Annotated in this window: 28 protein-coding genes and 1 tRNA gene; 7 read left to right on the top strand and 22 right to left on the bottom strand. The window is 42.6% G+C overall.

The features are described 5' to 3' along the window. Window positions 1-12: 12 nt before the first annotated feature. The 22 genes from A2621_00145 to A2621_00040 all read right to left on the bottom strand — a co-directional run bounded on the left by A2621_00145 (window position 13) and on the right by A2621_00040 (window position 16,060). The gene (locus tag A2621_00145; GenBank protein ID OFW89334.1) at window positions 13-1,584 is read right to left on the bottom strand and encodes a protein-export membrane protein SecD; all 1,572 of its coding nucleotides are present in this window, start codon (window positions 1,582-1,584) and stop codon (window positions 13-15) included. Window positions 1,585-1,606: 22 nt separating this feature from the next. Next, complete coding sequence (locus A2621_00140) at window positions 1,607-1,918, bottom strand: preprotein translocase subunit YajC (GenBank protein ID OFW89333.1); 312 nt, start codon at window positions 1,916-1,918, stop codon at window positions 1,607-1,609. A gap of 128 nt (window positions 1,919-2,046) precedes the next feature. Beyond that, the gene (locus A2621_00135; GenBank protein OFW89332.1) at window positions 2,047-2,424 is read right to left on the bottom strand and encodes a hypothetical protein; all 378 of its coding nucleotides are present in this window, start codon (window positions 2,422-2,424) and stop codon (window positions 2,047-2,049) included. A gap of 21 nt (window positions 2,425-2,445) precedes the next feature. Further along, on the bottom strand, window positions 2,446-3,330 hold the full coding sequence (locus tag A2621_00130; GenBank protein OFW89331.1) for a hypothetical protein: 885 nt from the start codon (window positions 3,328-3,330) through the stop codon (window positions 2,446-2,448). Further along, window positions 3,327-4,178 (bottom strand): zinc ABC transporter permease, encoded by an 852-nt coding sequence (locus A2621_00125; GenBank protein OFW89330.1) that lies wholly within the window; start codon window positions 4,176-4,178, stop codon window positions 3,327-3,329. Before A2621_00125 ends, A2621_00130 begins: the two co-directional genes overlap by 4 nt. A gap of 1 nt (window position 4,179) precedes the next feature. Beyond that, window positions 4,180-4,899 (bottom strand): hypothetical protein, encoded by a 720-nt coding sequence (locus A2621_00120; GenBank protein OFW89329.1) that lies wholly within the window; start codon window positions 4,897-4,899, stop codon window positions 4,180-4,182. 96 nt (window positions 4,900-4,995) lie between these two features. Then, a complete protein-coding gene (locus A2621_00115) occupies window positions 4,996-6,540 on the bottom strand; it encodes a F0F1 ATP synthase subunit alpha (GenBank protein ID OFW89328.1) in 1,545 nt (514 codons plus the stop codon). A gap of 7 nt (window positions 6,541-6,547) precedes the next feature. Further along, window positions 6,548-7,081, bottom strand: a complete 534-nt coding sequence (locus A2621_00110; protein ID OFW89327.1) for an ATP synthase F1 subunit delta — start codon at window positions 7,079-7,081, stop codon at window positions 6,548-6,550. Then, window positions 7,068-7,667: a ribosomal subunit interface protein gene (locus tag A2621_00105; GenBank protein ID OFW89326.1), complete on the bottom strand. Its 600-nt coding sequence runs from the start codon at window positions 7,665-7,667 to the stop codon at window positions 7,068-7,070. Before A2621_00105 ends, A2621_00110 begins: the two co-directional genes overlap by 14 nt. Window positions 7,668-7,679: 12 nt before the next feature. Next, entirely contained in the window at window positions 7,680-8,423 is a 744-nt protein-coding gene (locus A2621_00100) for an LPS export ABC transporter ATP-binding protein (protein ID OFW89325.1), read from the bottom strand. Between the two features lie 94 nt (window positions 8,424-8,517). Beyond that, the gene (locus A2621_00095; protein OFW89324.1) at window positions 8,518-9,774 is read right to left on the bottom strand and encodes a UDP-N-acetyl-D-galactosamine dehydrogenase; all 1,257 of its coding nucleotides are present in this window, start codon (window positions 9,772-9,774) and stop codon (window positions 8,518-8,520) included. 7 nt (window positions 9,775-9,781) lie between these two features. Continuing rightward, window positions 9,782-10,267, bottom strand: coding sequence for a hypothetical protein (locus A2621_00090; GenBank protein OFW89323.1), 486 nt, complete (start codon window positions 10,265-10,267; stop codon window positions 9,782-9,784). After that, window positions 10,267-10,734 carry a hypothetical protein gene (locus A2621_00085; GenBank protein OFW89322.1) on the bottom strand — a complete coding sequence of 156 codons (468 nt, stop codon included), beginning with the start codon at window positions 10,732-10,734 and terminating at the stop codon, window positions 10,267-10,269. The genes A2621_00090 and A2621_00085 overlap by 1 nt, the downstream gene beginning before the upstream one ends. 25 nt (window positions 10,735-10,759) lie before the next feature. Further along, entirely contained in the window at window positions 10,760-10,984 is a 225-nt protein-coding gene (locus A2621_00080) for a F0F1 ATP synthase subunit C (GenBank protein OFW89321.1), read from the bottom strand. Between the two features lie 26 nt (window positions 10,985-11,010). Beyond that, window positions 11,011-11,736 carry a F0F1 ATP synthase subunit A gene (locus A2621_00075; GenBank protein OFW89320.1) on the bottom strand — a complete coding sequence of 242 codons (726 nt, stop codon included), beginning with the start codon at window positions 11,734-11,736 and terminating at the stop codon, window positions 11,011-11,013. Between the two features lie 10 nt (window positions 11,737-11,746). Further along, on the bottom strand, window positions 11,747-12,034 hold the full coding sequence (locus A2621_00070) for a hypothetical protein (GenBank protein OFW89319.1): 288 nt from the start codon (window positions 12,032-12,034) through the stop codon (window positions 11,747-11,749). Further along, a complete protein-coding gene (locus tag A2621_00065) occupies window positions 11,976-12,539 on the bottom strand; it encodes a hypothetical protein (GenBank protein ID OFW89318.1) in 564 nt (187 codons plus the stop codon). Before A2621_00065 ends, A2621_00070 begins: the two co-directional genes overlap by 59 nt. A 191-nt stretch (window positions 12,540-12,730) precedes the next feature. Beyond that, window positions 12,731-14,323, bottom strand: coding sequence for a hypothetical protein (locus A2621_00060; GenBank protein ID OFW89317.1), 1,593 nt, complete (start codon window positions 14,321-14,323; stop codon window positions 12,731-12,733). A 70-nt stretch (window positions 14,324-14,393) separates the two neighbouring features. Next, window positions 14,394-14,972, bottom strand: coding sequence for a Rossman fold protein, TIGR00730 family (locus A2621_00055; GenBank protein ID OFW89316.1), 579 nt, complete (start codon window positions 14,970-14,972; stop codon window positions 14,394-14,396). A gap of 52 nt (window positions 14,973-15,024) precedes the next feature. After that, entirely contained in the window at window positions 15,025-15,435 is a 411-nt protein-coding gene (locus A2621_00050) for a hypothetical protein (GenBank protein ID OFW90090.1), read from the bottom strand. A gap of 77 nt (window positions 15,436-15,512) precedes the next feature. Beyond that, window positions 15,513-15,920 carry a hypothetical protein gene (locus tag A2621_00045; GenBank protein OFW89315.1) on the bottom strand — a complete coding sequence of 136 codons (408 nt, stop codon included), beginning with the start codon at window positions 15,918-15,920 and terminating at the stop codon, window positions 15,513-15,515. 49 nt (window positions 15,921-15,969) lie between these two features. Next, a tRNA-Ser gene (locus A2621_00040) sits at window positions 15,970-16,060 on the bottom strand. A gap of 98 nt (window positions 16,061-16,158) precedes the next feature. Between A2621_00040 and A2621_00035 the strand changes: the two genes are divergently transcribed. From A2621_00035 to A2621_00005, 7 genes are all read left to right on the top strand, one after another. Continuing rightward, window positions 16,159-18,075 (top strand): threonine--tRNA ligase, encoded by a 1,917-nt coding sequence (locus tag A2621_00035; GenBank protein OFW89314.1) that lies wholly within the window; start codon window positions 16,159-16,161, stop codon window positions 18,073-18,075. 32 nt (window positions 18,076-18,107) lie between these two features. Beyond that, complete coding sequence (locus A2621_00030; GenBank protein OFW89313.1) at window positions 18,108-18,635, top strand: translation initiation factor IF-3; 528 nt, start codon at window positions 18,108-18,110, stop codon at window positions 18,633-18,635. Window positions 18,636-18,643: 8 nt separating this feature from the next. Beyond that, on the top strand, window positions 18,644-20,251 hold the full coding sequence (locus tag A2621_00025) for an apolipoprotein N-acyltransferase (protein OFW89312.1): 1,608 nt from the start codon (window positions 18,644-18,646) through the stop codon (window positions 20,249-20,251). Beyond that, window positions 20,251-20,898, top strand: coding sequence for a tRNA (guanosine(46)-N7)-methyltransferase TrmB (locus tag A2621_00020; GenBank protein ID OFW89311.1), 648 nt, complete (start codon window positions 20,251-20,253; stop codon window positions 20,896-20,898). The genes A2621_00025 and A2621_00020 overlap by 1 nt, the downstream gene beginning before the upstream one ends. Before the next feature lie 113 nt (window positions 20,899-21,011). Further along, the gene (locus tag A2621_00015; protein OFW89310.1) at window positions 21,012-22,937 is read left to right on the top strand and encodes a molecular chaperone DnaK; all 1,926 of its coding nucleotides are present in this window, start codon (window positions 21,012-21,014) and stop codon (window positions 22,935-22,937) included. Window positions 22,938-23,012: 75 nt separating this feature from the next. After that, the gene (locus A2621_00010) at window positions 23,013-24,164 is read left to right on the top strand and encodes a molecular chaperone DnaJ (protein ID OFW89309.1); all 1,152 of its coding nucleotides are present in this window, start codon (window positions 23,013-23,015) and stop codon (window positions 24,162-24,164) included. 61 nt (window positions 24,165-24,225) lie between these two features. Further along, window positions 24,226-24,684, top strand: a complete 459-nt coding sequence (locus A2621_00005; protein ID OFW89308.1) for a hypothetical protein — start codon at window positions 24,226-24,228, stop codon at window positions 24,682-24,684. The last annotated feature ends 84 nt before the right edge of the window (window positions 24,685-24,768 follow it).

Below are 24,768 nucleotides of genomic sequence, written 5' to 3'. Positions count from 1 at the left end.
GATGATCCTTAATTAAATGGGGAGTGTTTGTTGAGGACCGCGCATCTTCAGCCATGACAAAATCAAAAGACGGCTTAAGGAAATCGCAGTGAACATAGAAATAATAATACCAAGGGCCAACGTAACGGCAAACCCGCGGACGGGACCATTCCCAAATTGGTACAGAAGAGCCGCGCCAATAAGAGTTGTGATATTCGAGTCGATAATAGTCGCCATGGCGCGATTGTATCCTGCCCCGAGTGCGGAAAGAGGCGGCATATTCTCCCTGACTTCTTCGCGTACCCGCTCATAAATCAGAATATTAGCGTCGACTGCCATTCCTAAGGTTAAAGCAATTCCTGCGATGCCTGGCAGTGTTAAGGTAGCTCCTAAAAGAGAGAGCCCGGCAAAGAGCAGAACAAAATTCACAAACAAGCAAATGTTCGCGATTGTACCAAAGATAAATCCATAAAAAAGAAACATAAAACAAAAAACGGCAGCAATGGAAATAAGCGTTGCCATCTCCCCGGCCTTAATGGAGTCTGAGCCCAATTCTGGGCCAACAGTTTTTTCCTCTAAAATAGTTAAGGGGGCCGGTAAAGCCCCCGCTCTTAACAAGACAGATAAGTTCCGGGCTTCAATTAAAGAAAAGCGACCTGTGATGACGCCTCTGCCATTGGGGATCACGGAGTTAATAACGGGCGCGCTAATCACTTTTTTGTCCAAAATAATGGCAAAAGGTCGCCCAATATTCGCCCGAGTTACTTCTGCGAATTTGCGAGCTCCTATGGCATCAAAGCTAAAGGTAACTTGAGCTTCTCCCTGAGAATCGACTCCAGCATTCGTTAACATCTCACCACCCACCTCTACGGTTTTTTTGACCAGATAAGAGATATGGCTTTCGTCATTGGATCCAGGAACGATTTCGTATCCAATAGGGATCGAGCGTCCACGAATGGTTTCTGGGGTTAGTGTGGGGTGAAGTAATTGAAAAGTTAACTTAGCTGTTTTACCCAAAAGGTTTCTGACTTCAGAAGGATCTCCAACCCCAGGTAGCTGAACCAAAATTCTATTTTTGCCTTGCTTTTGAATAGAAGGTTCTTTTGTACCCATTTCATCGATGCGACGACGCACGATTTCAATAGATTGGGTAATGGCATTTTCTTCTTTCTCTTGAATAAAGGAAGGCTTAGGGGTTGCGCTGACAGATCCCGTAGAGTCTACCTCTACAATAATATCGGGAAAGCGCCCTCGAATGATGCTCTGCGCCAGTTCGGTATCTTTCAAAGATCTGAGTTTAAAACGAAGGACATTCTTGGAATCTAATTTGAGGTCAAAGTAACCCAAGCGTTTTTGGCGGAAAGCACGACGGAGCTCATCGATGAGAGTCAGCAGACTATTGCGTGCAATATCTTTTAGGTCTACCTCTAAAAGAATAGAAGATCCTCCCTGTAGGTCAAGACCCAAAGACAGTTGAGATTGAGGGATAAAACTAGGTATCTTTTCTAAAACAGAGTGCGGCAAGAAATTTTGCAACCCAAACCAAAAGCCTACAAAACAGATGCCTAAAACAAGAGTGACACGCCAACGCGTTAGATGTTGCATCTTTGGTTAATACCTGATTGAATTATCTTTTCTTTTTTTCGATCACGGTGCTTTCGGTGATATTATCGGCTGAAAGTAGGGTCGATACCATTTGTTTCGCAACAGAAACATTTGTGCTAGGGGCAATAGAAAGCTCAAGTTCGCCTTCTGACACCTTTAAGACTGTTCCTATCAAGCCACCATTCATGACGACTCGATCTCCTTTTTTTAGACCAGAGATCATGTTTTGATGTTGCTTCGCTTTTTTGCTTTGGGGGCGAATAACCAAAAAATACATGACGACAAATATTAAGACGAGAGGCAAAATGCTCATAAAGTCGAAGCCGGGTTTCATTGATTTAAATCTCCAATTTATTTAATTTTTAATACGTATCATGTTTAACAACACCTCTCAACAAAAATTGTGAGGGTTTCTAGAAAAAAGAGGTATATCCTCTAATGTTTTAACAATAAGTATATTTTTTAAACCCCTTCAGGAAAGGCTGAAGAATGATGGTCTATAATAAGCCACCTACCCTTCTCTTTTTTGTATGTGAAGCTGAAGCGAGCAAAGATTTCAATCTCTTCCTCTTGTCGTAGAAAAATGAATTTATAGACGCCGGTATTGATGGCAACATCTCCATAGGAACGCGAATACTGATTTATGACCACTCCATGTAAGTCTGGGAAACTTAAAAAGAATTCAAAATATTCTTTTCTTTCCACAGGTGTTTTATGCAGTTTGTTGCGCAGAGTGGGCATCAAGGCAGCTTCTTCCGCATAGAGAGATAAAATACCGGATAAATCTTTGCGGGCTAAATGATCCAGCCACACAGCTGGTAAATCTTTTATTTCGTTCATCACGTTTCCCTTATTTGAGGATTATTCACGCATAGCATTGAGGAGAAGCTCCGTATTATGGTTCATCATAGCGATATAGGTGGGGGCATCTCCATCTTCCTCAGAGAGCGCGTCTGAATATAAAGTACCCCCAATTTTTGCGTTTGTTTCCCGACTAATTTGTTGAATCATTTTCGGATCAGAAATATTTTCAACAAAAATAGTTTGAATCTTTTGTTCTTTAATTTGCTTGATTAAGTTGATGATGCTTTGCATTTTGGCCTCTGACTCGGTACTAATCCCTTGGGGGGATAAAAACTGGATCCCATAAGTATGACCCAAATATCCAAATGCATCATGTGCTGTAATAACTTTGCGTTTTTGTGGGGGGATTTGATCAAGTGTTCGACGGACTTTTTCATCCAAGGTGGTTAGTTCTCTTAAATAGTTTATTGTGTTCTTCTCATAATAAGAGGCATGGATGGGATCTATTTTCTTTAGAGCATCGGCAATATTACGCACGTAAATTTTAGCATTGGGAATGCTATGCCAGGCATGGGGATCTTTAATAATGGTCCCCTCAAACACCAGGCGCGGATGAATGTATTCTGTGCACACCACTACTTTTCCGTTGTATTGAGCCGACTTTATTAGTCTTTCAAACCAACCTTCAAATCCTAACCCGTTCATTAGAATTAAAGATGCTTCTGAAATTTTCCTCACATCTGATGGCCGAGGTTCATAGACGTGGGGATCGCCATTGGAAGGGACAAGGGTGTCAACTTGCACGCGATCTTTTCCTATTTGACGGGCAAGATCCTGCAGTACACTAAAAGTCGCGAGGACTTTTATTTTAGGGGGAGAGCTAGCATAAGTAACAGTGCTACAGAATAAAAAGAAGAGAAGGGAAAAGAAAAATCCGATCATTTGTTGACTGTTAAATAATAACGCATGCTGCCTTGTGGACCAGCGATAAGGGATAGAATATAAAAAACACCACTCACAAGGACAATGGAAGGACCAGATGGCCAGTCTTGATAGTAGGAAAGTAATAACCCTATGGCTCCGGAAAGAAGCGCGATGAGAATGGAAACGGCAAACATATTCCAAATTTTTTGGGCCCAGAATCGTGCTGTTATAGCGGGTAACATCATAATACCCAAAGAGAGGAGAGTTCCTAAGGCTTGAAATCCTGAAATCAGATTGAGCACAACAAGAACAAGAAGAAGAGAGTGATATCCCCCGCCTTTACCTCCGCTTGCTTTAAAAAAATGGGGGTCAAAACATTCAATAAGAAGGGGCCTCATAATGGTGGCTAAGAGGATAAGAGTCAGAGTTGTAATAATGCCCATCAGAACTAAAGAAACAGAATCTACTGCTAAAGCTGATCCAAAGAGGATGTGAATAAGATCCACAGAGTTATGTTTTAAAGAGATTAACAAGACACCCAAAGCCATCGCAATAAGAAAAAATCCAGCGAAACTAGCATCTTCCTTTAAGTCTGTGTATCGGGAGACGAGTCCTGATAACAGGGCCACAATGAGACCGGCTATAAATCCTCCAATGCCCAATATGGGTAAAGAAAGGCCGGCAATCATGTATCCAATCGCCGCTCCTGGTAAGACAGCGTGAGAAAGGGCATCTCCCATAAGACTCATGCGCCGAAGTACAAGAAGCACACCCACAGGTGCAGAGCCAAGAGCAAGGCAGATGCAACTAATAAGGGCGCGCTTCAAAAAACTATACTGCAGAGGTTCTGTAAGAAAATCCATCATGTTAAGTCAACAGGTTCTGAAAAGCTTGATTAATATTTTTAGGGGTTAAAACAAATTTGGTCGGTCCCCATCCAATGCATGATCGTCCTAATAGTAGTGTCTCAGGAAAATGTTTCTTTACCAAATCTAGATTATGGAGAACAACCAAAATCGTTTTTCCTTTTTTATACCACTCTAAAATAATATTGATGAGGTGATCACACGTCTGAGAATCAATGGCTGTAAAGGGTTCGTCAAGAATGATAAGAGAGGCATCTTGTATATAAATGCGGGCAAAAAGCATACGTTGAAATTGTCCTCCCGATAATGTGTCTATCCTTCGCTCTTCACATTTTAGCAGACCCACTCTTTTAAGGGCTTCTGTAATCAGCTGGTGTTCTGTTGTGTTATATCCCCTAAAAGAACCAAGTTTTGGCCATAGGCCCATGCCGACTACTTCTCGCACGGTTAGCGGAAAGTTTTTATCTACATCGCTTTGTTGGGGCAAATACCCAGACTCACAGATACGCTCACAATTGTGTGTAATGGAACCCGATTCTATTTTAACCTGATTTTGAATGGCTTTAACCAGCGTACTTTTGCCGCCTCCATTAGGGCCAATGATGGCTGTTAAAGTGTTGGGTTGGAAAGTGCCTGAAACATTGCTGAGTGCCTTATTTTTTCCATAAGAGACCGAAAGATTTCTAATTTCTATTTTTTTCTGATGAGGATGAAGAATCATTGATTTGCCCACAAAATGAGAACCCACAAAAGAAGAATCAGTGGGCTAATGAACAACAAACGATACCAAAAGCTATGGAAAAAGGGGGACATAAGATTAAGCCTTTTTAATCTTCTTGAAATCTTTAAGAACAGAAGATAACACTTCTTCAAGCCTCTTTACCAGGTCATCAGAAAGATCTTTTTCCCGGTCGATCTGCTCGAGAAAAGAAGAATGTTTTCGACGAACAACGTCAAAGAGATATGTCTCAAAATCTTGAACTCGGTCAGGAGATAGGCTATGTAAAAAATCATGAACTCCAGCATAGAGAGTAATAACTTCTTCTCCCAAAGAAACAGGAGCATACTGGGGTTGCTTCAAAAGTTGAGACAGAAGATCTCCTCGTGTCAACAGAGCGCGGGTTTTTTCATCAAGATCTGACGCAAATTGTGAAAAGACTGCCATTTCACGATATTGCGCTAAGTCTAACTTTAACGTACCCGATACTTTCTTGATCGCCTTCGATTGGGCGGCAGAACCAACTCGGCTTACGGAAAGACCAACATTAATGGCAGGACGGAACCCTTTATAAAATAAATCTGTTTCTAAGAAAATCTGTCCATCTGTAATGGAAATGACATTCGTGGGGATATAGGCAGAAACATCTCCCTCTTGAGTTTCGATAATAGGAAGGGCAGTTAAAGACCCCCCTCCTTTCTCATCATTTAATTTGGCGGCACGCTCTAGAAGACGGGCATGCAGGAAAAAAACATCTCCTGGGAAGGCCTCTCGTCCCGGAGGGCGCCTTAAGAGAAGAGACATTTGACGATATGCAACCGCATGCTTAGAGAGGTCATCATAGGCAATGAGGGCATGCATACCGTTATCTCGAAAATATTCTCCCATGGCACATCCAGCGTAGGGCGCAAGAAACTGGAGAGGGGCAGGGTCAGAAGCTGTGGCAGCCACGATGATCGAATACTCTAACGCTCCGCGATCTTCGAGGATTTTGACCAACTGCGCCACAGAAGATCTTTTCTGACCAATGGCCACATAGATACAGTAAATGTGATCGCTTTTGTTCTTAGAGTTATTATATCTTTTCTGATTGAGCATGGTGTCAATGGCAATGGATGTTTTGCCGGTTTGGCGATCCCCAATAATAAGTTCTCTCTGTCCACGCCCAATGGGAACTAAGCTATCGATGGATTTGATCCCTGTCTGAAGAGGTTCTTGAACGGACTTGCGATCAATGATACTGGGGGCTTCTTTTTCGATGGGCGTCATCTTTACGTTTTTTAGGGGACCTTTTCCATCAATTGGATTTCCTAAAGCATCTACAACGCGGCCTAAAAGCCCCATTCCCACGGGGACTTCCATGACAGATTGGGTAGCTTCTACCATTGTCCCTTCATGGACCGAGCGTGTTTCACCGAAGATGACAGCTCCCACCGTATCTTCATCTAAGTTAAGGGCCATACCCTCGATATCATTTTCAAACCTCAATCGTTCTCCTGCCTTGACGGAGGTAAGTCCATAGATTGTGGCAATACCATCTCCTACAGAGAGTACTTTGCCCACTTCTTTCAAATTGGTTTTAGTATCAAACCCTTTGATTTTTTCTTTTAAGATATAAGAAATTTCAGATGCATTCAGAGTCATATGTTTCCTATAGACTATTTCGCATATCTGCCAAAGTCTTTTTTAAAGAGGAGTCTAAATAAAAATCGCTTGTTTCCAGTTGGAATCCCCCCAAAATGGTGGGATCTATCTCAAAGATGAATTGAGCTTTTTTCTGTATCAGCTTTTCAAGTTTTTTAGATAAAAGCTCTTCCATAGACTTGGAAATATCGTAAGAGTGGGCAACAGTGACCGTTGCTTTTGTTTTACCCAGAGAAGCATATAAAAGCTCTTCATAATGATTAGTAATTTCTTTGAGGTGAGAGATCATTTTGTTTTCTATGATTAATCTTAGAAAAAAGAGCACACTTTTCGGAGTTTTAGATATAGAGAAAAAAACCTCTTTCTCTTCTATGGAAAACATGGGACTTACAAGAAATGAGTAGAATTTAGGTGCTTGATCAATCATAAAAACAATTTTTTGAAGGGCAAGAAGGTATTGCCGTCTGATCTTTTCTTTTCTTTCGGATTCAAAAAAAGCAAGTGCCAATATTCTAGAAATCTTGTTTTTACTTGTTTTCATGCAGTTTTTTATTACCTTCTGGATCTACCCAGCCAATGTTACCATCTTTTCTCATATAGACCAAATTCAGCTGTCCATGAGACTTGTTCTTGAAAAGAAAAGCATGAGAATCAGACAGATCCAAGCGCATGATTGCCTCACTGACTGACAAATGGGGAATATAAGTTGTCGTTTCTGCAATCACAGCCGGTTGATCATGCTTGTGGGTTTCTTCTTCTTCCTCAAAATTCCGATAAGAATTACCCAACACATATTGCATGGCCTTTTCTTCTTTTGAAACATCATGATTAGAGTGATGGGCTTTTAAGCGCTCTTTGTATCGTCTTAGTCCTTGTTCTAATGTGCGGATGGCCTGGTCAAGAGCTAAGTACGCTTCATCCGCTAAATCAGAAGCCCGTACAATAATATTATGTCCAATATGAACTTCAAGGTTCAGAGTGATGAAATGGTTTTCTTTTGAAATGGTCACATGAGCATCTACGGCGTGGTCAAAATATTTATGGACAACTTTAGTCAACGCAAGCGTTATTCTTTCCTTTAAGGATTTTCCTGGGTCGAACTGTTTGCCTGTAATTGTTATTTGCATTATCCCTCCTTTTTATTTTTTGATACGAAATGATTTTCCAAGATAAACACGCTTGGCTTCCTCGTGTGCACTCAATTGTTGAGGGGTTCCTTCGGTTAAAATCTTTCCCTCATTCAGAATATAGGCACGATCCACAAGATCTAAGGTTTCGCGCACATTATGGTCTGTGATCAAAACACCAATGCCCCTTTCTTTTAAGTGCAAGATTAAAGCACGGATATCTTGAATGGCAATGGGGTCGATTCCTGCCAGCGGTTCGTCAAATAAAATAAACTGAGGCGACGTTGCCAAGGCGCGTGCGATTTCTACCCGGCGGCGCTCTCCTCCGGATAAAGCTAAAGCAGGCGCATGCCTGAGATGAGCAATAGAAAATTCCGCTAATAAAGAATCGAGAGCTTTGTTTCTTTTTTCAGGAGAAAGATCTGTATTTTCAAGGGCAACATTAATGTTATCTTCCACATTAAGTCCGCGAAATATGGAGGCTTCTTGAGGTAAATATCCAATCCCCAGTCTGGCGCGGCGGTACATAGGAAAGGGTGTAATGTCTTGATTGCTTAAGATGACCTTACCACCATCTGCTTTTATCAGACCACATAAAATGTAAAAACAAGTCGTTTTTCCTGCACCATTTGGGCCCAACAGTCCCACAATTTCGCCTTGTTTTACATGGATAGAGACATCTTGTAAGATTTTTCTTTTTTTATAAATCTTGGTGAGATTCTCTCCTGAGAGTATATTTTTTTTTGTGCTCGACATTTTTCAGAAAAACCCTAGGAACTGCTTAAAATCTACTCAAAAATACCATAAAATTAAAAATCCTACAAAATGTTTTGATACTTTTTAATCAGGCTTATAAAGAGGCTACATGGCAATGTGGGGGGAACTCTAACTGAGACCACATATTCTTTACATCAAAGAGGCAACAAGGATTTTTCCCAAGAGAAGCTAAGGCCGCAGAAGATAAAGAAGAGAACGAGGTATGATGAACAGCTCCCACAATACAATCATAGTGGTTTTTTGGTAGATCTTCTAAAGAACGCAAGGTTAGTCCATAAAGCTGAAAAGCTTCGGCAGGATCTGCAAGAGGGTCAACAACATCAATTGTGTGTCCCAACGCTTCAAGATGTTTTATGAAGGGAGCAATTTTTGTATTTCGAAGGTCCGGAACATTTTCTTTGAACGTAAGCCCTAATACTAAAATAGAGCTTTTTTTCTTGTGCAAGGAGGCGTGGCACTGGGCGGCTAGAAAGCCAGCCATCTGGTCATTAACATATCGTCCTGCCAAGGTGATGCGGGGGCTTACCTTTCTTTTTTTAGCATAGGAAGCGAGATAGTAGGGATCAACACCGATACAATGGCCGCCCACCAGCCCTGGGGTAAAAGACAAAAAATTCCACTTTGTTTGAGCAGCTTTTAAAACATCATAAATGGAAATCTGGTCTGCATGGAAAATCTGTGTGAGTTCATTCATAAAAGCAATGTTAATGTCCCGTTGAGTGTTTTCAATGACCTTAGCCGCTTCTGCAGTTTTGATATTTCGAGCAACGAAAACCTTGGTAATTTTTCCGTAAATTTCTTTTAAAACATCTTCCACGGCAGGCGTTTGACCGGCAACAACTTTTGTAATTTTATCAATTGTATGGAATTTGTCTCCTGGGTTAATGCGTTCAGGAGAATAGCCAAGAAAGAAGTCTTTTCCACAGACTAAACCAGAAGTTTTTTCAATAATTTTTCCACAAAAATCTTCCGTGACACCAGGATATACTGTGCTTTCATAGACAATGATGGCATTTTTAGAGATAACACGGCCCAGCATTTGAGAAGCTTTTTTCAGTAAGCCTAGGTCAGGTGTATTTTTTTTAGTTACCGGAGTTGGTACGGTGACGATATAAACATCATGTTGGTTGATAGAAGAGACCTTAGAAGTAAAGTCGATTGTGGAATGCTGAAGATCAGCAGAGGATATTTCTAAAGTGCGATCATGTCCGGTTCTTAATTCATTTATTCTTGCCGTGTCGATATCAAACCCTGTGGTCGGATAGTGTTGAGAAAGTTTAATAGCGAGGGGAAGTCCCACATATCCAAGGCCTATAATGCAAATTTTCATGGGATTTCTATAAACTCATTTTTTCAATTTTGGTTTCAATCAACGTGGTATCCGTCTTGCGACCCAGCGTTTTTTTTAGATCATTTTCTGCGCGAGCACAACAATCCTCCAACATTTTTTTTTCTATTTTCGTTATATACTTTTCTTTGATTGCTTCCATTTTATGATGGAGTGTGTCTTCGCATTTTTGGTGTAAATTTTTAATATTGCCCCTGAGGATTTGTTTTTTTCTGTCGATCTCTTTTAAAGTTTCTGTTGTGAGGAGAGAAACTTCCTGCTCTTTTTTTGCGAGATTGTTTTTCTCTTCTAAAAACAACATATTGGCTTCTTCGTAAAGAGCACCTACTTCTGATATTTGTCGGGCAATTGCCTCTTGGCGCGTTTTCAGTTGTTGATTAAGCTTTTTTAAAATGCGGGTGGAGAAGGTTCCCACCAGCAAAAGAAAGGAAATGAGGATCCAAAAAGAAGGGTCTTGTAAAAAGAGAAAAGCCATCAGTGTTTTTCCTCTTCGTGTGAAGGGAGAATCGGTGTTTCTAAAACTTTGTGAACAATCAAATTTGTTAAGTCTTTTTGTTTTTTAGACAGTTCTTTTTCCACTTCTTGCATGTGGGCTTCTATTTTCTTCATAAAATCTTCTAATGATTCTGAAGCTTTTTTTTCTAATTTAAGTTCCTCTTCTTCCAATACTTGGCTACACTCCTTTTGAGTCTGGGCGAGCAACTCAGAAGATTCTCTCTGACTTTTGGTAGATAAAAGTTCAATCTCCGTCTCTAATTGCTCAATTTTTTTTCTAAATTGCTCAATTTCTTCTAGCTTTTCTTCTAGAAGGCCCCGTCTTTTTTGATAGATCCTGCTAATCCGAGGGACAACAAGCCAATGGATGCAGACATAGAGCAGGCCAAAGGAAACAATAAGCCAAAAAAGCTGAGAAGGGTAAACACTGATGTCAAGCTGGGGCACGTTCGATTCCGGAAAAGAAATAAAACTATTTAAAAAGAATTAGAAAAGCGACTAAAAGGGCAAAAAGAGCCACCGCTTCCGTGAGTGCAAACCCAAGAATTCCAATAGAAAAAACATCTTTCCGTGCTTCTGGATTCCGAGCAACAGATTCAATAAGGGTTGCGAAAATTTTACCAATGCCCAAGCCTACGCCAAATAAAGGCAATACGGCGATAGCGGCTCCGATCATTTTTGCTGCTTCTACTTCCATTTTTCTCTCCTTTGAAGACGAATTTATCACGAATGCAAATGAATGGCATCATTTAAATAAAGACACGTTAAGACGGTAAATACATAGGCCTGCAAAAACGCGACTAAAAATTCAAACCCAATGAGGATGGCATTCAGGATAATGGTGGAAACTCCAAACAATCCTAAGCTAATGGTAAAGAGAGCAAAAACTTTAAGCATTGTATGGCCTGCCATCATATTAGCAAAGAGACGGACAGAGAGGCTGACGGGGCGCGACAAGAAAGAAATGAGCTCAATAGGTACTAAAAGAGGCGCCATGATCAGGGGTGCTCCTTCCGGGAAAAATAGTTTTAAAAACTTAGCCCCGTGGGTGGCAATTCCCACAAAAATGATGACAAGAAAAACAAGGGACGCCAATCCAAAGGTTAAAATAAGCTGGCTGGTGAACGTAAAGCCATAGGGAATTAGCCCCAACAAGTTTCCAAATAAGACAAATAAAAAAATAGAAAAGACAAATGGAAGATATTTTTTACCCCTTGTGCCGGTACTTTCTTCTAAAAGGGTTGCAACGAATTCGTAGGAAAGTTCGACGAGAGACTGGAATCTTCCCGGAATGGCCTTTGGGGCACGCAGAGCTAAAAAGACGAGTGTTAAAATAGAAAAAACCGCTAACACCATAAATAAAGCAGAATTGGTGAAAGAAAGATCAATATTTCCTAAATGAATAGGAAGTAATGTTTTTACTTCAAATTGATGTAACGGACTTTCCACTTAAAATTCCTCATTTCTTCCCAAGGCCATACCCCACCCTACAGAGCCCTCGGTAGACATTCAAGAGGCCTGCGGCAGATCCTAAAAAAAATCCAATGATCAATCCCCAATGTGGGGTGTGGAAGAAACGGTCAAACAACAAGCCTCCACCGGTACCTACAATAATGGCTCCCACCATATCGCTGCTTGCTTTCCAAGCCATACTTTTAAAAGAGGGAGAGTGGGAAGAGGTCTCAGTTTTAGGCGCGATCTCTTTTTTTAGGCGCCGATGTTGTTCTTGTATCTTTTTTATTTTCATCGTTTTGTCCAAAGGTTTCAAGAGGGTTTCCCCTCTTTATATGCTGCAAAGCCTCTTCTATAACAAGCTTTAATTTATCCCAAGGCATAAGCCCCACAATTCTTTTTTGTCCAATGATTATGAGGGGAATGGCCTGGATGTTTTGTTTCTGTTCCTCAATAAGACGTTGCTTAATGATTCTATCTTCAATTTCTCTATTTTTTAACGCTTTTTTTATTTGTTTGTGTGACATGCCTTGTTTTTCTAAGAGGACTCCCAGTTGTTTAAGGGGGTCTTTTGAGAATAGCCATTCTTTCTGATGTTGATAGACAAACGTATTGAATTTCTGTGGGTTAGGGCTGTGGCTTACGAGGACGCAAGCTTTAAGATCAATGGCATTAAAGGGTAAGTTTATGACGGTCAACATGGCTTTTCCAGTTTTAATATAGTCGCGATGGAGTTCTGGAAAAATTGTTTCTGAAAATTGAGAGCAAATGACACAAGTAGGGGAGGCATACTCAGTCATTTTTAGGGGAGCTCTTCGGTTTCCATATATAACCTGACCACATCCTGTTGTAGCATCAGATGTTAGAGCAATTAGAAACGTAAAAAATAGAACAAGAGCGTGTTTAATCATATGGTTTTAATCGAAAAGTAACTTAGACAAAGTATCCCAAGATACGCTTTTATGAGAGGATTTTAAAGGTATAAAAGCGTCTATCCAAACATTCTGTTTCTAGGATCCTGCCAGGGCCTTGACATTCTTTTCGGGGTAAGATGAGATCCTTGTAAACTTAATTCAATGGGGTTGGGATGATTTTTAATTGTCTCCTCAATCTCCTTAAGAAGAGGGGAAATATATTTTTTATAAGCGTGTACAGAACTAATGAGCCCGGCTCTGAAGAAGACAGCCTCAGGATCTCCTCCGGCACCAGACAAAGAGAATGTACGACGCAATATGCGCATAACATCTTTAAAGTTTTCTTCGCTATAGCGGCCATCTAAGAATGTATATGACAAGATGTATTCCATTAAGAATGGCTTAATAATCTGTTCGTGCCAGTAGGTTTGCCCCACATTTCCTTTGCGCACATTTTGGTGAGAAGCGGTTCTAATAGTTGAGAACAGATACATGCGCAATAGATCTTTACCCACACTGCGGGGAGCCTTTAGGGCGATGGCAAACGTTTCAGCATCGATGAAGACAACATCCAACTGCTCATTTTCAAAAATATTATTAGAATGCATATCTCCATGGACGGCCTTAGACATTCCGGTGAGGCGTCCTTTTTTATCCCGCGTCATATATGTGGCATGAAGTCGACCCACTTGTCCCCCTAAAGAAGCCATAGCATGCCGAGCAATGGTGAGTGCTTTGCCATATGCTTGGGGATCTGTCAGTGTTCCGTCTTGATTTGCTTTGTAAGTCTCGGAAAAATTCTTGAGAATATGAAAGATAGATTGGCCTGGGGAGAGCGTGAGAACGGCCAAATAATGGGTTTTTCCGCGATGATCTTTGTAAAAGAACGAGACTTCATCTAAAGCGATGGCAGGGAATCCCTTCGGGCGATTGGGGTTGGCGAGATTGTATTGCCCCAAAACGCTTTCTTTAACTCGAGTCGTGTTTTTTATTTCCTTTTCCCCTTTGCCCAATTCTTTCACATAGTAAAGGCCATCAAAGATTTTGAATCCTCTCTCTCTGTCTTTGGGGTCGTCGCAATAGGTATTTCTAGAGACCAAATATGTCTGAATAGTTTGGCTTCCTTTGTCTGTTTTAGAGACGGCCGTATAGCACTCTTTAATCTCTTTGGATGTACCTGGAATTTTGTTTTGGGCTGCTAAAATGCCAAGAGCCTTAATCACCCCATCCGGACTCAGGCTTGAGGTGCCATGATCCTCTTTTCCAAGTGTGCCAGCGGTAGAGATAACCCGTGCGGCATCAATAATGACGGGCACAATGAGTTCTGGGGCGTCAGGGTTGTATCGGGTTCCCAAAGAGGCAGCGATCGCGTTAAGGGAGTCTTCCGTGCAATGCTTTTTCTGTAAGCAGTGTTCCACAAAGTTTCCGCTATATTTAAATTGGCCTTTTGGTCTAATCCCTTGCTTAACGATACAACACATGCACGCACTCTCTTGGTTATTATCCCAACGACGGGCATTACAGCTTGTGCTGCGTGTTAAGGTTTTAACCTTGCCATTAATATTGACGAGGGAGCTCCCGGGCTTAAAGGGATTTATAATCCTTATAGTTAGCCCTTCGAAAGAAAAAGCAAAACAGATAAGACCGATATAAAATGAAAACCGAAACATGTAATCCTCCCTAAACTACTAGATTAAGTGTAACAGAAAAAAAAAGAAAAAAAATGGTTTTTTAAATCGGCTACCATTTATTGTGAGAGTTGTGTGAAGCCTGAATTGAGTTTCTAAATCCTTTTAGAATATCTCCCACGTCGGAGACTATCGAGTATAAATCTTTAGTCCAGACGGGAGCGGTTTTTTCCTGGATCATGGTGTCCATAAGAGGGATAAGAGGGTCCCAAAACCCGTCTTGATTTAAGAACACAATGGGTTTTGTATGAAGGTCAATCTGTTTCCAAGTGAGCACCTCAAAAATCTCATCTAAAGTACCTAGTCCTCCTGGTAAAACAAGAAACCCATCGGCCTCCAGAAACATTTTTTTCTTACGAGAGTGCATACATTTTTCAATTCTTAGTTCTGTGATATTGAGATTTAAATCTTCGAAATCTTCCAAGTATTCTGTCATAACCCCGAGAACCTGCCCCTTTGCTTCCATACAAGCGTCAGAGACAATTTTCATAAGGCCCGTATCTCCTCCTCCATACACAAGCCGAATGGATTCTTTAGCCAACAGATGTCCCACTTGTTTTGCCGCTTCTTTGTATTTGGGGGCGACCCTATCTGAAGCGCTGCAGTAGACGGCAATCGATTTGATAGTCATGCAAAGTTTTCCTTACTTTTAAGTAAACCACAGAATTAAAAAAACCGAAAGATTAGATCATCTCGCTGGAAAAAACAGAGGGAGAGCTGGCTGTTTTTAACCAAATGGGCAAGAGATTGATGAGAGGGGCAGGTAATAAATTTGATCGAGAAAGATCAGGCAGAGGAACCCATTGAAAGCGGACCTTGTCTTTTTCAGGTTCAGGAGGCAATTGAAGATTTTTTAGGGCAGGGCAGGAGGCTAGAAAGCAAAAATTATACTCGTGTGTATGACAGATCTGTAAGCTGTTATTGGGAACAAAAGAGTATTCTAAGACGCCAATAAATCGGTCTACTTTAAAGAGAAGGGATGTTTCCTCGATCATCTCGCGCACAAGGGTCTGTTCGGCAGATTCCCCCTCTTCAATGTGGCCTCCGGGCAAGTAGACATAGGGATGGGTAGCGCGAGGGTTGCGGGAGACCAACAGATGGTTTTGTTCAATAATAACGCCACGACTGAGGCAGTGGATGGAGGGGGTTTGGAGGTGAGTTTTTGGCTGGCTCATTTTGTATATTCCACAAATATATCCACACTCCCGTCGGGATTGTGACGTTGGAAGTCGAGAGTGTAGGCGCGCGGAAGTTGGTTGTTCCAAATTTCCTGCCATTGGTTCATCACGACCTTTGGCATTTCACCTGTGATCGTATAGTGGGTGTACTCCTCAAAGTCAAATTCTCTTTTTTCCATACCAGCGGAGAGGTTATCAAAGCTTGCCACCTCATGGCCGATAATCATTTTATACGGATCGCGGTAGTCCCCTTCATAATCCGTGTAAAGGCAAAAAAGAGAGGGAGAGATTTGGTTCGGGATTTGATCGCTGATATTCTGTGTAAAAAAGTCATCCCAAAAAGACATGATCTCTTCGGGGCGCTGATTCGAGACGATTTTTCCAATGCCGACAATTTTCATGCACTGTTCCTCCTAGCTGTTTTTTAATCTAGAAAAGTCCTAGTGGTAATGGCGGAGAGAGAGGGATTCGAACCCTCGATACGCGATTAACGTATACACACTTTCCAGGCGTGCGCCTTCAACCACTCGGCCACCTCTCCCTTTTTATGTGCGAACCATAATATAGAATGCTTTTAAAAACAATAGCTGCTTTAAATTCTTGACATTTTTAACTATTCAGCTAAAGTGCCGAGGAAGAATGATTAGAGTTACTTTTAAAGACGGAACAATCAAAAAATTCCCCCTGAACACCACGCCTGCGGTTATAGCAGGGGCGATCAGTTCGAGTTTGCAAAAAGCGGCTTTTGTGGCCAAAGTCAATGGTCAGCTGGTAGATTTATCCTATCCTCTCCCTGAGGATGCTTCTGTTGAAATTTTAACCCGTGAGGCCCCTGAATCCCTCGAGGTTATTCGCCATGATACGGCTCACCTCTTAGCCGAGGCCGCGAAAGAACTTTATGGGAAAGATGTCCAAGTCACTATTGGGCCGGCCATTGAAAATGGATTTTATTATGATTTTGCGCGTGACAAACCCTTTACCCGAGAGGATCTTGAGACTCTTGAACAGAAGATGAAAGAGATCGTCGATCGGGATGAGCCCATCGTGCGGGAGGAATGGGATCGAGACGAAGCCATCGCCTTTTTCAAAAATATGGGAGAGAATTATAAGGCAGAAATTATCGGCAGCATCCCCGCAGGAGAGCGCATTACCCTCTATCGTCAAGGAGAATTTATCGATCTGTGCCGAGGACCCCATGCGCCGTCCACGAGAAGAATTGGTAAAGCCTTCAAGCTCACCAAATTGGCGGGAGCTTACTGGCGAGGGGATTCTAATAATCCCATGTTGCAACGGATTTATGGTACAGCGTGGGCCACGGAAAAAGAGTTACAAGACTACTTAACCCGCATAGAAGAAGCTGAGAAGCGTGATCATCGGAAACTGGGGAAACAGCTAGAGCTTTTCCATTTACAAGAAGAAGCTGTGGGAAGTGTGTTTTGGCATCCGAAGGGATGGAAGCTTTATAATCTCCTTAAAAACTATATGCGTAAGCGTATGGAAAAAGCTGGATATGTGGAGGTAAACACCCCCCTTTTGGTGGATAAATCTTTATGGGAAAAATCGGGGCACTGGGAAAAATTTCGCGAAAACATGTTTATCGTTAAAGATGACGATGATCGTATTCTGGCGGTAAAGCCCATGAACTGTCCTTGCCATGTGGAGATTTTCAAGCAAGGAATAAAAAGCTATCGAGATCTCCCTTTAAGAATTGCCGAATTTGGGCACTGCCATCGCAATGAACCGTCAGGGGCGCTCCATGGTATCATGCGGGTGCGTAGCTTTGTGCAAGATGATGCTCATATATTTTGTACAACAGATCAGATTGTGTCAGAGACGAAGGCTTTTTGTTATCTGTTGTCATCTGTTTATAAGGATCTGGGGTTTGATAATTTTCACATCAAATTTTCTGATCGACCTACAAAAAGAGCGGGTACAGACACTATATGGGATGAAGCAGAATCTAGATTGAAGGAAGCGCTCGATGTGGTGGGTATTCCGTATACGCTGAACCCAGGGGAGGGAGCGTTTTATGGTCCCAAACTAGAGTTTGTCTTAAAAGATGCTGTAGGGCGGGATTGGCAATGTGGAACGTTTCAACTAGATTTTGTGCTGCCAGAGAGACTGGGTGCGTCCTATATAGGAGAAGATGGTCAGAGCCATCGTCCCGTGATGCTCCACCGAGCCATTTTGGGAGCTTTTGAACGCTTCATCGGTATTTTAATCGAACATTATGCAGGCAAGTTCCCGCTCTGGCTCGCGCCGGTTCAAGTGGTGGTGGCGAGTATTACGACAGGTGTTAATGACTATGCTCAGGAAGTCTATGAGCATCTCAGAAAAGAAGGTATTCGTGCAGAAATTGATTTGCGGAATGAAAAGATTAGTTATAAAGTTCGTGAACATAGTTTGCAAAAGATCCCGTACGTTTTGGTTGTTGGGCAGAAGGAGGCTGACAATCGTGCGGTGGCAGTTCGGACTCTCGGGGGGGATACTCAAGAAATTGTGTCTCTGCCCGATATAACCAAGCGGCTTAAAACAGCAGGGGCGATGCCCGTTTAATTTTTTAAGGAGACCTAAAAATAAGTAAATTTATGACGACGCCTCGGCCTTCAGATGGTCCTAGAATAAATGAAGAAATCCGAGTGGAGAGCATTCGACTCATCGATGAAGAGGGTAACATGGTGGGGGTTGTCTCTGTCAGAGAAGGGATCGAGCGAGCTCAAGAGGCGGGCTTAGACCTTATAGAAGTGTCCCCGAATGCGGAACCTCCAGTTTGTAAAATCTTAGATTACGGAAAGTACAAGTACGAGCTTCAAAAGAAAAAGAATGAAGCGAAAAAGAATCAGAAAATTGTTGAGATCAAAGAAATCAAGTTGCGCCCTGTGATCGGAGAACATGACTATCTCATTAAAATGAAACAAGTTCGGCGCTTCCTTGAAGAAGAAAATAAAGTCAAAATCACCATGCGTTTCCGAGGGCGAGAGATGGCTCATAAAGAAGTCGGGATTCGTCTCTTGGACCGTTTGAAAAATGAAGTGGAAGATATCGGTATGGCAGAGACGGAACCTAAGAGCGAACGCAACTTAATGATTATGATTTTAGCACCGCGGAAAGCTTAGAGGATACAGTGAGTTCTTGGATAAGACTGGGTTTATCCTCTCGGGAAGCTTATCTGAATTTTTTTCGTCGCTTTCCACCTCTCGTCGAATTTTTATGTCTTGGTACCTTAACGGGCCTCATTTTATTTCCCTTGCCGGGCATCCAAGTTGTTTTACTTTTTACCGTTTCTCGTCTTCTTTGTTTGTTAGATGTACCCGTTCATTGGACCCACTTCTTGACCAGAGTATGGGCCTTTGGGTTTGGGTTTTTTTGTATTAGCCTCTATTGGATTTGTCAGGCTTTATTTATAGAGTTTAATGTCTTTTGGTGGATGATCCCTCTTTGTTTTATGGGACTCCCTGCTTTCTTAGCTCTGTTTATGGCTTTTATCTCTTTTTGGTTTTTGGGATGGGCCTATACGGTTCCCTCTAAAATCTTGCAATTTCTTTTTCTGCAATTTGGATATGTTCATTCGAAGTCCGTGTCTCGGTTGATTATGGCAGCCTTTTGGTGGGTGTCAGGCGAGTATTTTTTGACATATTTTTTGACCGGACTTCCCTGGTCTCTGATTGGGTATACTTGGTCGCCAGTGCTCATCGTGGCGCAGACAGCGTCTATTGGGAGTGTTTACACTCTTAGTTTTCTGACCCTTTGTTTGGCAGGCATTCCTTATTTATATTGTTCTGTCGTTCCGTCGCGGTTTACGTCTTTGTATGTAAAGACGGGCGTGGCAGTGGGGATAGGTGTTCTTCTCTTTGGAGGGGTTCGGCTATCAAACCCAACGGAGTACACAAACAAGGTGGTTCGTTTGGTACAGCCGAGTATTTCCCAGTCTCCGTTTTGGGAACTTGAAGAACAGCGTCTTAATCTGAATCTTCTGCTGCGACTTAGTCAGGTAGGCTCGAGACTTGCAGATATTGTGATTTGGCCAGAAACGGCTCTTGGGTTTTATTTGGAGGGGGATGCCTTAAAGGAGAGATTAGGACGCGCCGTCCCAGAGGGTTCCCACCTTATTTTCGGGGTTGTAAAAAGAGACAAAGAAAACAAAAAAATTTGGAACAGTCTTTATGTTTTAAATCATCAAGGACAAATAGAGGCGACTTATGATAAACATCACCTCGTTCCCTTTGGGGAATACGTCCCTTTTCGAAGAGGGCTTGAAGTCTTTTTTCCCAAAAACACCATACGAAAAGTGACATCTGGCATGTTAGACTTTTCCGAAGGAGCTGGACCCCAAACGTTGCATGTGTCAGGGATCCCCAGTTTTGCTCCCGCCATCTGTTATGAGGCTATTTTCCCGGGCCAAGTCACCTCTCCGCATGATCGCCCAGAGTGGCTGCTGCACCTGACCAATGATATTTGGTTTGGGACGAGCTTTGGGCCCTATCAACACTTTCAAATCGCTCGGATGCGTGCTATTGAGGAAGGTATACCCGTGGTGAGGGTGGCCAATTCAGGTATTTCTGGGGTTATTGATCCGTATGGCCGCATTATAAAGGAAACAACCTTAGGGACTCTCGCTGTGGAAGATGTTCGTTTGCCAAAAGCTCTTCCCACGCCTCCGCTCTGTCGCCTATTCTTTTCGATAATGGCGTGGTTTGATCGATTTGATCCCTTTTCTTCGAGGAAATACTGATGTTATATGGGCGCCGTCAGGGGCGCGCCTTAAAGACAGGCAAAAAAGTTTTGTTGGACAATCTTCTGCCGAGGATTCGGTTAACGATTGAAAATGACCAAATCGTTTGCCCGGCGTCTTTAGAGGGATACAAAGAACTATGGCTCGAGATTGGGTTTGGGAATGGCGATCATCTAGCCTATTTGGCAGAAAAGTACCCTCATGTTTTAATGATTGGATGTGAGCCTTTCCTGAACGGGGTGGGGACGTTTCTCTCCACCATTGAAGGAAAGCAACTGACCAACGTCCGTCTCTTTACAGAAGCCGCCCAGTCTTTATTGACCTTGTTGCCTCCAGAGACTTTTTCTAAAGTTTTTCTTTTATTTCCCGATCCGTGGCCCAAGAAGAGGCATCACAAGCGTCGTTTTGTGACTTCAGAGAATCTTTCTTTGCTTGCGAGCACCTTAGAAAAAGGGGCAGAATTTTTATTTGCCACTGACCATGAGGAATACCGAGAGTGGGCTTTAGACGTTTTTAAGCGCTCGGCAGATTTCCAAATCAATAGGCAGGGATTTGAGGTCCCCCCTGAATGGGTAGAGACACGATTTCAGCAGAAAGGTATAGAAGAAGGGCGGCCTGCTTACTTCGTTCATCTAAAAAAGCCATAGAAGAGAAGAGAGAAAATTTCCTTTAGAAAATTAGCACTTGGGCTTGAAGAGTGCTAAATTATGAATTATATATAGGGTATTAGATTTTTTATTAAAAGCGAAAGTGAGACATTATGAGCAAAGTTATTGGAATTGACCTCGGAACAACCAACTCTTGTGTTGCGGTAATGGATGGACAAACCGCTAAGGTGATCGAAAACGCTGAGGGCATGCGCACGACCCCGTCGATGGTGGCCTTTACAAAGGAGGGAGAGCGTTTAGTGGGACAGGCTGCAAAGCGTCAAGCGGTTACAAACCACATGAATACTTTTTTTGCCATTAAGAGATTGATTGGCCGTCGATTTGATGATCCCATCACAAAAAAAGATATGGATTCAGTTCCCTATAAGATTGTTGAAGGGCCAAACGGGGACGCTTGGGTAGAGGCCAACGGCGAGAAATATAGCCCTAGCCAGATCAGTGCCTTCATCTTGCAAAAGATGAAAGAAACCGCAGAAAAGTACTTAGGAGCCTCTGTTTCCAAGGCTGTTATTACGGTCCCCGCCTACTTTAATGATGCCCAACGCCAAGCTACAAAAGATGCAGGTAAGATTGCAGGCTTAGAAGTGCTCCGTATTATAAATGAACCAACGGCAGCGGCATTGGCCTATGGATTGGATAAAAATAAAACAGGTAATATCGTTGTGTACGATCTTGGAGGAGGCACCTTTGACGTTTCTGTTCTTGAAATCGGAGATGGTGTGTTTGAAGTGAAATCCACCAATGGTGATACGTTCCTCGGAGGGGAAGACTTTGACAATCGTATTATTGATTTCTTAGCCGACACTTTCAAGAAAGAACATGGAATTGATCTAAAGAAAGACAGCATGGCCTTGCAGCGGTTAAAGGAAGCGGCTGAAAAAGCGAAGATTGAGCTTTCGAGTGCGGCTCAAACAGAGGTGAATCTGCCCTTTATTACGGCGGATGCCACAGGGCCAAAGCATTTAAATCTGACCCTTACACGGGCCAAGTTAGAATCTTTGGTGGATGATTTAATTGAGCGGACTCTTGGGCCTTGCCGCAAGGCATTAAAAGATGCCAACATGACAACTTCTGATATTAAGGAAGTGGTGATGGTGGGGGGAATGACCCGTATGCCTAAAATCATTGAGGCTGTGAAAAGTTTCTTTGGAAAAGAACCTCACCGTGGGGTAAATCCTGATGAAGTAGTGGCCATGGGTGCTGCCATTCAGGGCGGTGTGTTGCAGGGAGATGTAAAGGATGTCCTCTTGCTGGACGTGACACCTCTCTCTTTAGGGATCGAAACGTTGGGAGGTGTGTTCACACGATTGATCGAGCGAAATACCACCATTCCAACGAAAAAAAGCCAGATCTTTTCCACTGCCGAAGATAATCAAACCGCGGTGACCATTCGGGTGTTCCAAGGAGAGCGGGAAATGGCCAATGATAACAAGATGCTCGGTCAATTTAACCTAGAGAATCTTCCGGCGGCTCCCCGAGGGATGCCCCAGATTGAGGTGACCTTTGATATCGATGCCAATGGTATTGTGAATGTATCAGCGAAAGACAAAGCAACGGGCAAAGAACAGCAAATTCAGATCCAGGCATCCGGAGGTTTGTCAGATGCTGACGTGGAGAAAATGATCAAAGAGGCAGAAGCAAACGCTGCATCGGATAAAAAGAAGCGCGAGCTTATAGAGGCTAAAAACCATGCAGATGGGTTGATTGATAACACTGAAAAGCAACTAAAAGAGCATGGAGAGAAAATTTCTGAGGCCGAAAAAACAGCCATTGAATCGGCGCGGGATGCTTTGAAAGAAGCGTTAGGGGGCGAGGATCTGGAAGCCATTCAGGCAAAGACTCAAACCCTCGTTGAAGTCTCCATGAAGATGGGGGAAGCGATTTATAAAGCAGCCCAAGAAAAGCAATCCCAAGACTCGCCTGAGGCTAATTCAGCAGAGAAAGACTCAAACATTGTGGATGCTGATTTTGAAGAAGTAAAAGAAGATAAACCGGACGATGATTCTGGAAAGAAATAACCCTTGAATGGGTCAGGGGATGAAGGAAAGTGCTGCTCTTGAAAAGCAGCACTTCTTGTCTTTAAGAGGATATTCATGGCACGTAAAGATTATTATGACATATTAGGGGTTTCTAAAGGCGCTTCCGCTCAAGAGTTGAAATCTGCTTATCGGAAGAAAGCGATGCAGTATCACCCGGATAAAAACCCCAATGATAAGGTGGCAGAAGAAAAATTTAAAGAAGCGAATGAAGCCTATGAAGTCCTCAGTGATACCCAAAAGCGGGCGGCGTACGATCAGTACGGGCATGCCGCGTTCCAACAAGGCGGCGGCGGGGGAGCTGGCGGTGGTGCAGGAGGATTTGGCTTCGATCAACAAGGGTTCGGTGGGGGAGGATTCTCGGACATTTTCGAGAGTGTTTTTGGTGACTTCGCAGCAGGGGGTCGTCAGCAGTCTGAGCGGTCTTTCCGGGGGGATGATCTCCGATATGATTTAGACATTACCCTTTCCGAGGCTTATGAGGGCAGTAAACGAGATATTTCTATTACAAAATTGCTCTCTTGTGGCGGGTGCCATGGCTCAGGCGCTGCGGCAGGGAAAAAACCTGAAACGTGTTCCACCTGCGGCGGCAGCGGGCGCGTGCGGACACAGCAAGGCTTTTTCATGATGGAGCGGACGTGTAGCACCTGTGGAGGAGCGGGAAAAATCATCAAGGATCCTTGTAAAGAATGCCACGGACGAGGGCATGTAAAGGGAACTAAGAAACTGCAAATCACCATTCCCTCTGGCATAGAAGATGGCGTGCAGATTCGATTAACGGGAGAAGGCAATGCCGGGACGCAAGGTGCTCCCGCGGGGGATTTATACGTCTTTGTTCATATTAAACCCAATGATTTATTTCAAAGAGACGGCGCAGATTTATTATGCCGAGTCCCGATTTCCATGGTGATGGCAGCGACCGGTGGCTCGTTGGATGTGCCCACTATTGAAGGCACGCGCGTTTCTGTGAAGATCCCTGCGGGTACGCAACCGGGCGATAAATTCCGGTTAAAAGATAAAGGAATGACTATCTATCGGCGTTCCTCTCGGGGAGACATGTATGTGGAAGTTCGGGTGGAAATCCCCCGCAATCTTTCTAAGGATCAGAAAGAAATTTTGGAACAGTTTAACAAAACGTCTAAGGAAGAAAAGAATCAGCCAGACTCCTTTAACTTTTTCAAGAAAATGAAAAAGTTTTTGGATGATTAATTTTGATTTGAAAGGAGGTTGTATTCCTGTAAACTGAGAAGAAAACAGGAAGGGCTGATTTATGACGTTAGTTTATGGGTTACTTCTCTTAAGTTTTGTTTCTTATTTTCCGCATAATGTGGCTGTAAGTGCTTCTTTATCAGATCAGGATAAAGCTTCAATTTTCCACGATGATTTTAGGAAAAAAGTTGAAGATTCAAAGGAGTTTAAAAACCTCCAGGATCAGTTGACTGAGGTAAATACAACACTCCAAGATAAGACTTTATCAAAAGATTCTAGATATCAGTTATTTAATGAAAGACAAACTCTTTTGGCCAAGATTCAAAGGCTTTATAGAACATATCGTGAGCAAGAAAAGTCAAAAAAACCAGGTCTTTTGTCAAGATTCGGTATAAAACCCTCTCTACCTATACAACATGCAAGGCAGGAAGCCTCTGCTGGTGAATTTTCAGGTGCAATAGAATGGGCTCATCTTAAGGGCATAACAGGAACAGGGGCAAAAGTTCTTGTTTTCGACTAACCTGGTCCCATATAGTTGGACCAAAAGTTATGAGGGATAAGGATAAATTTCCTTGCTCATATTAGCCGTTTTTAGGCGGCTGTT

Source organism: Alphaproteobacteria bacterium RIFCSPHIGHO2_01_FULL_41_14 (genome assembly GCA_001767855.1).
Lineage (GTDB): Bacteria > Pseudomonadota > Alphaproteobacteria > UBA7879 > UBA5542 > 2-01-FULL-41-14.
The sequence above is the reverse complement of the archived record's forward strand: the minus strand, read 5'-3'. Positions and strand labels throughout refer to the sequence as shown.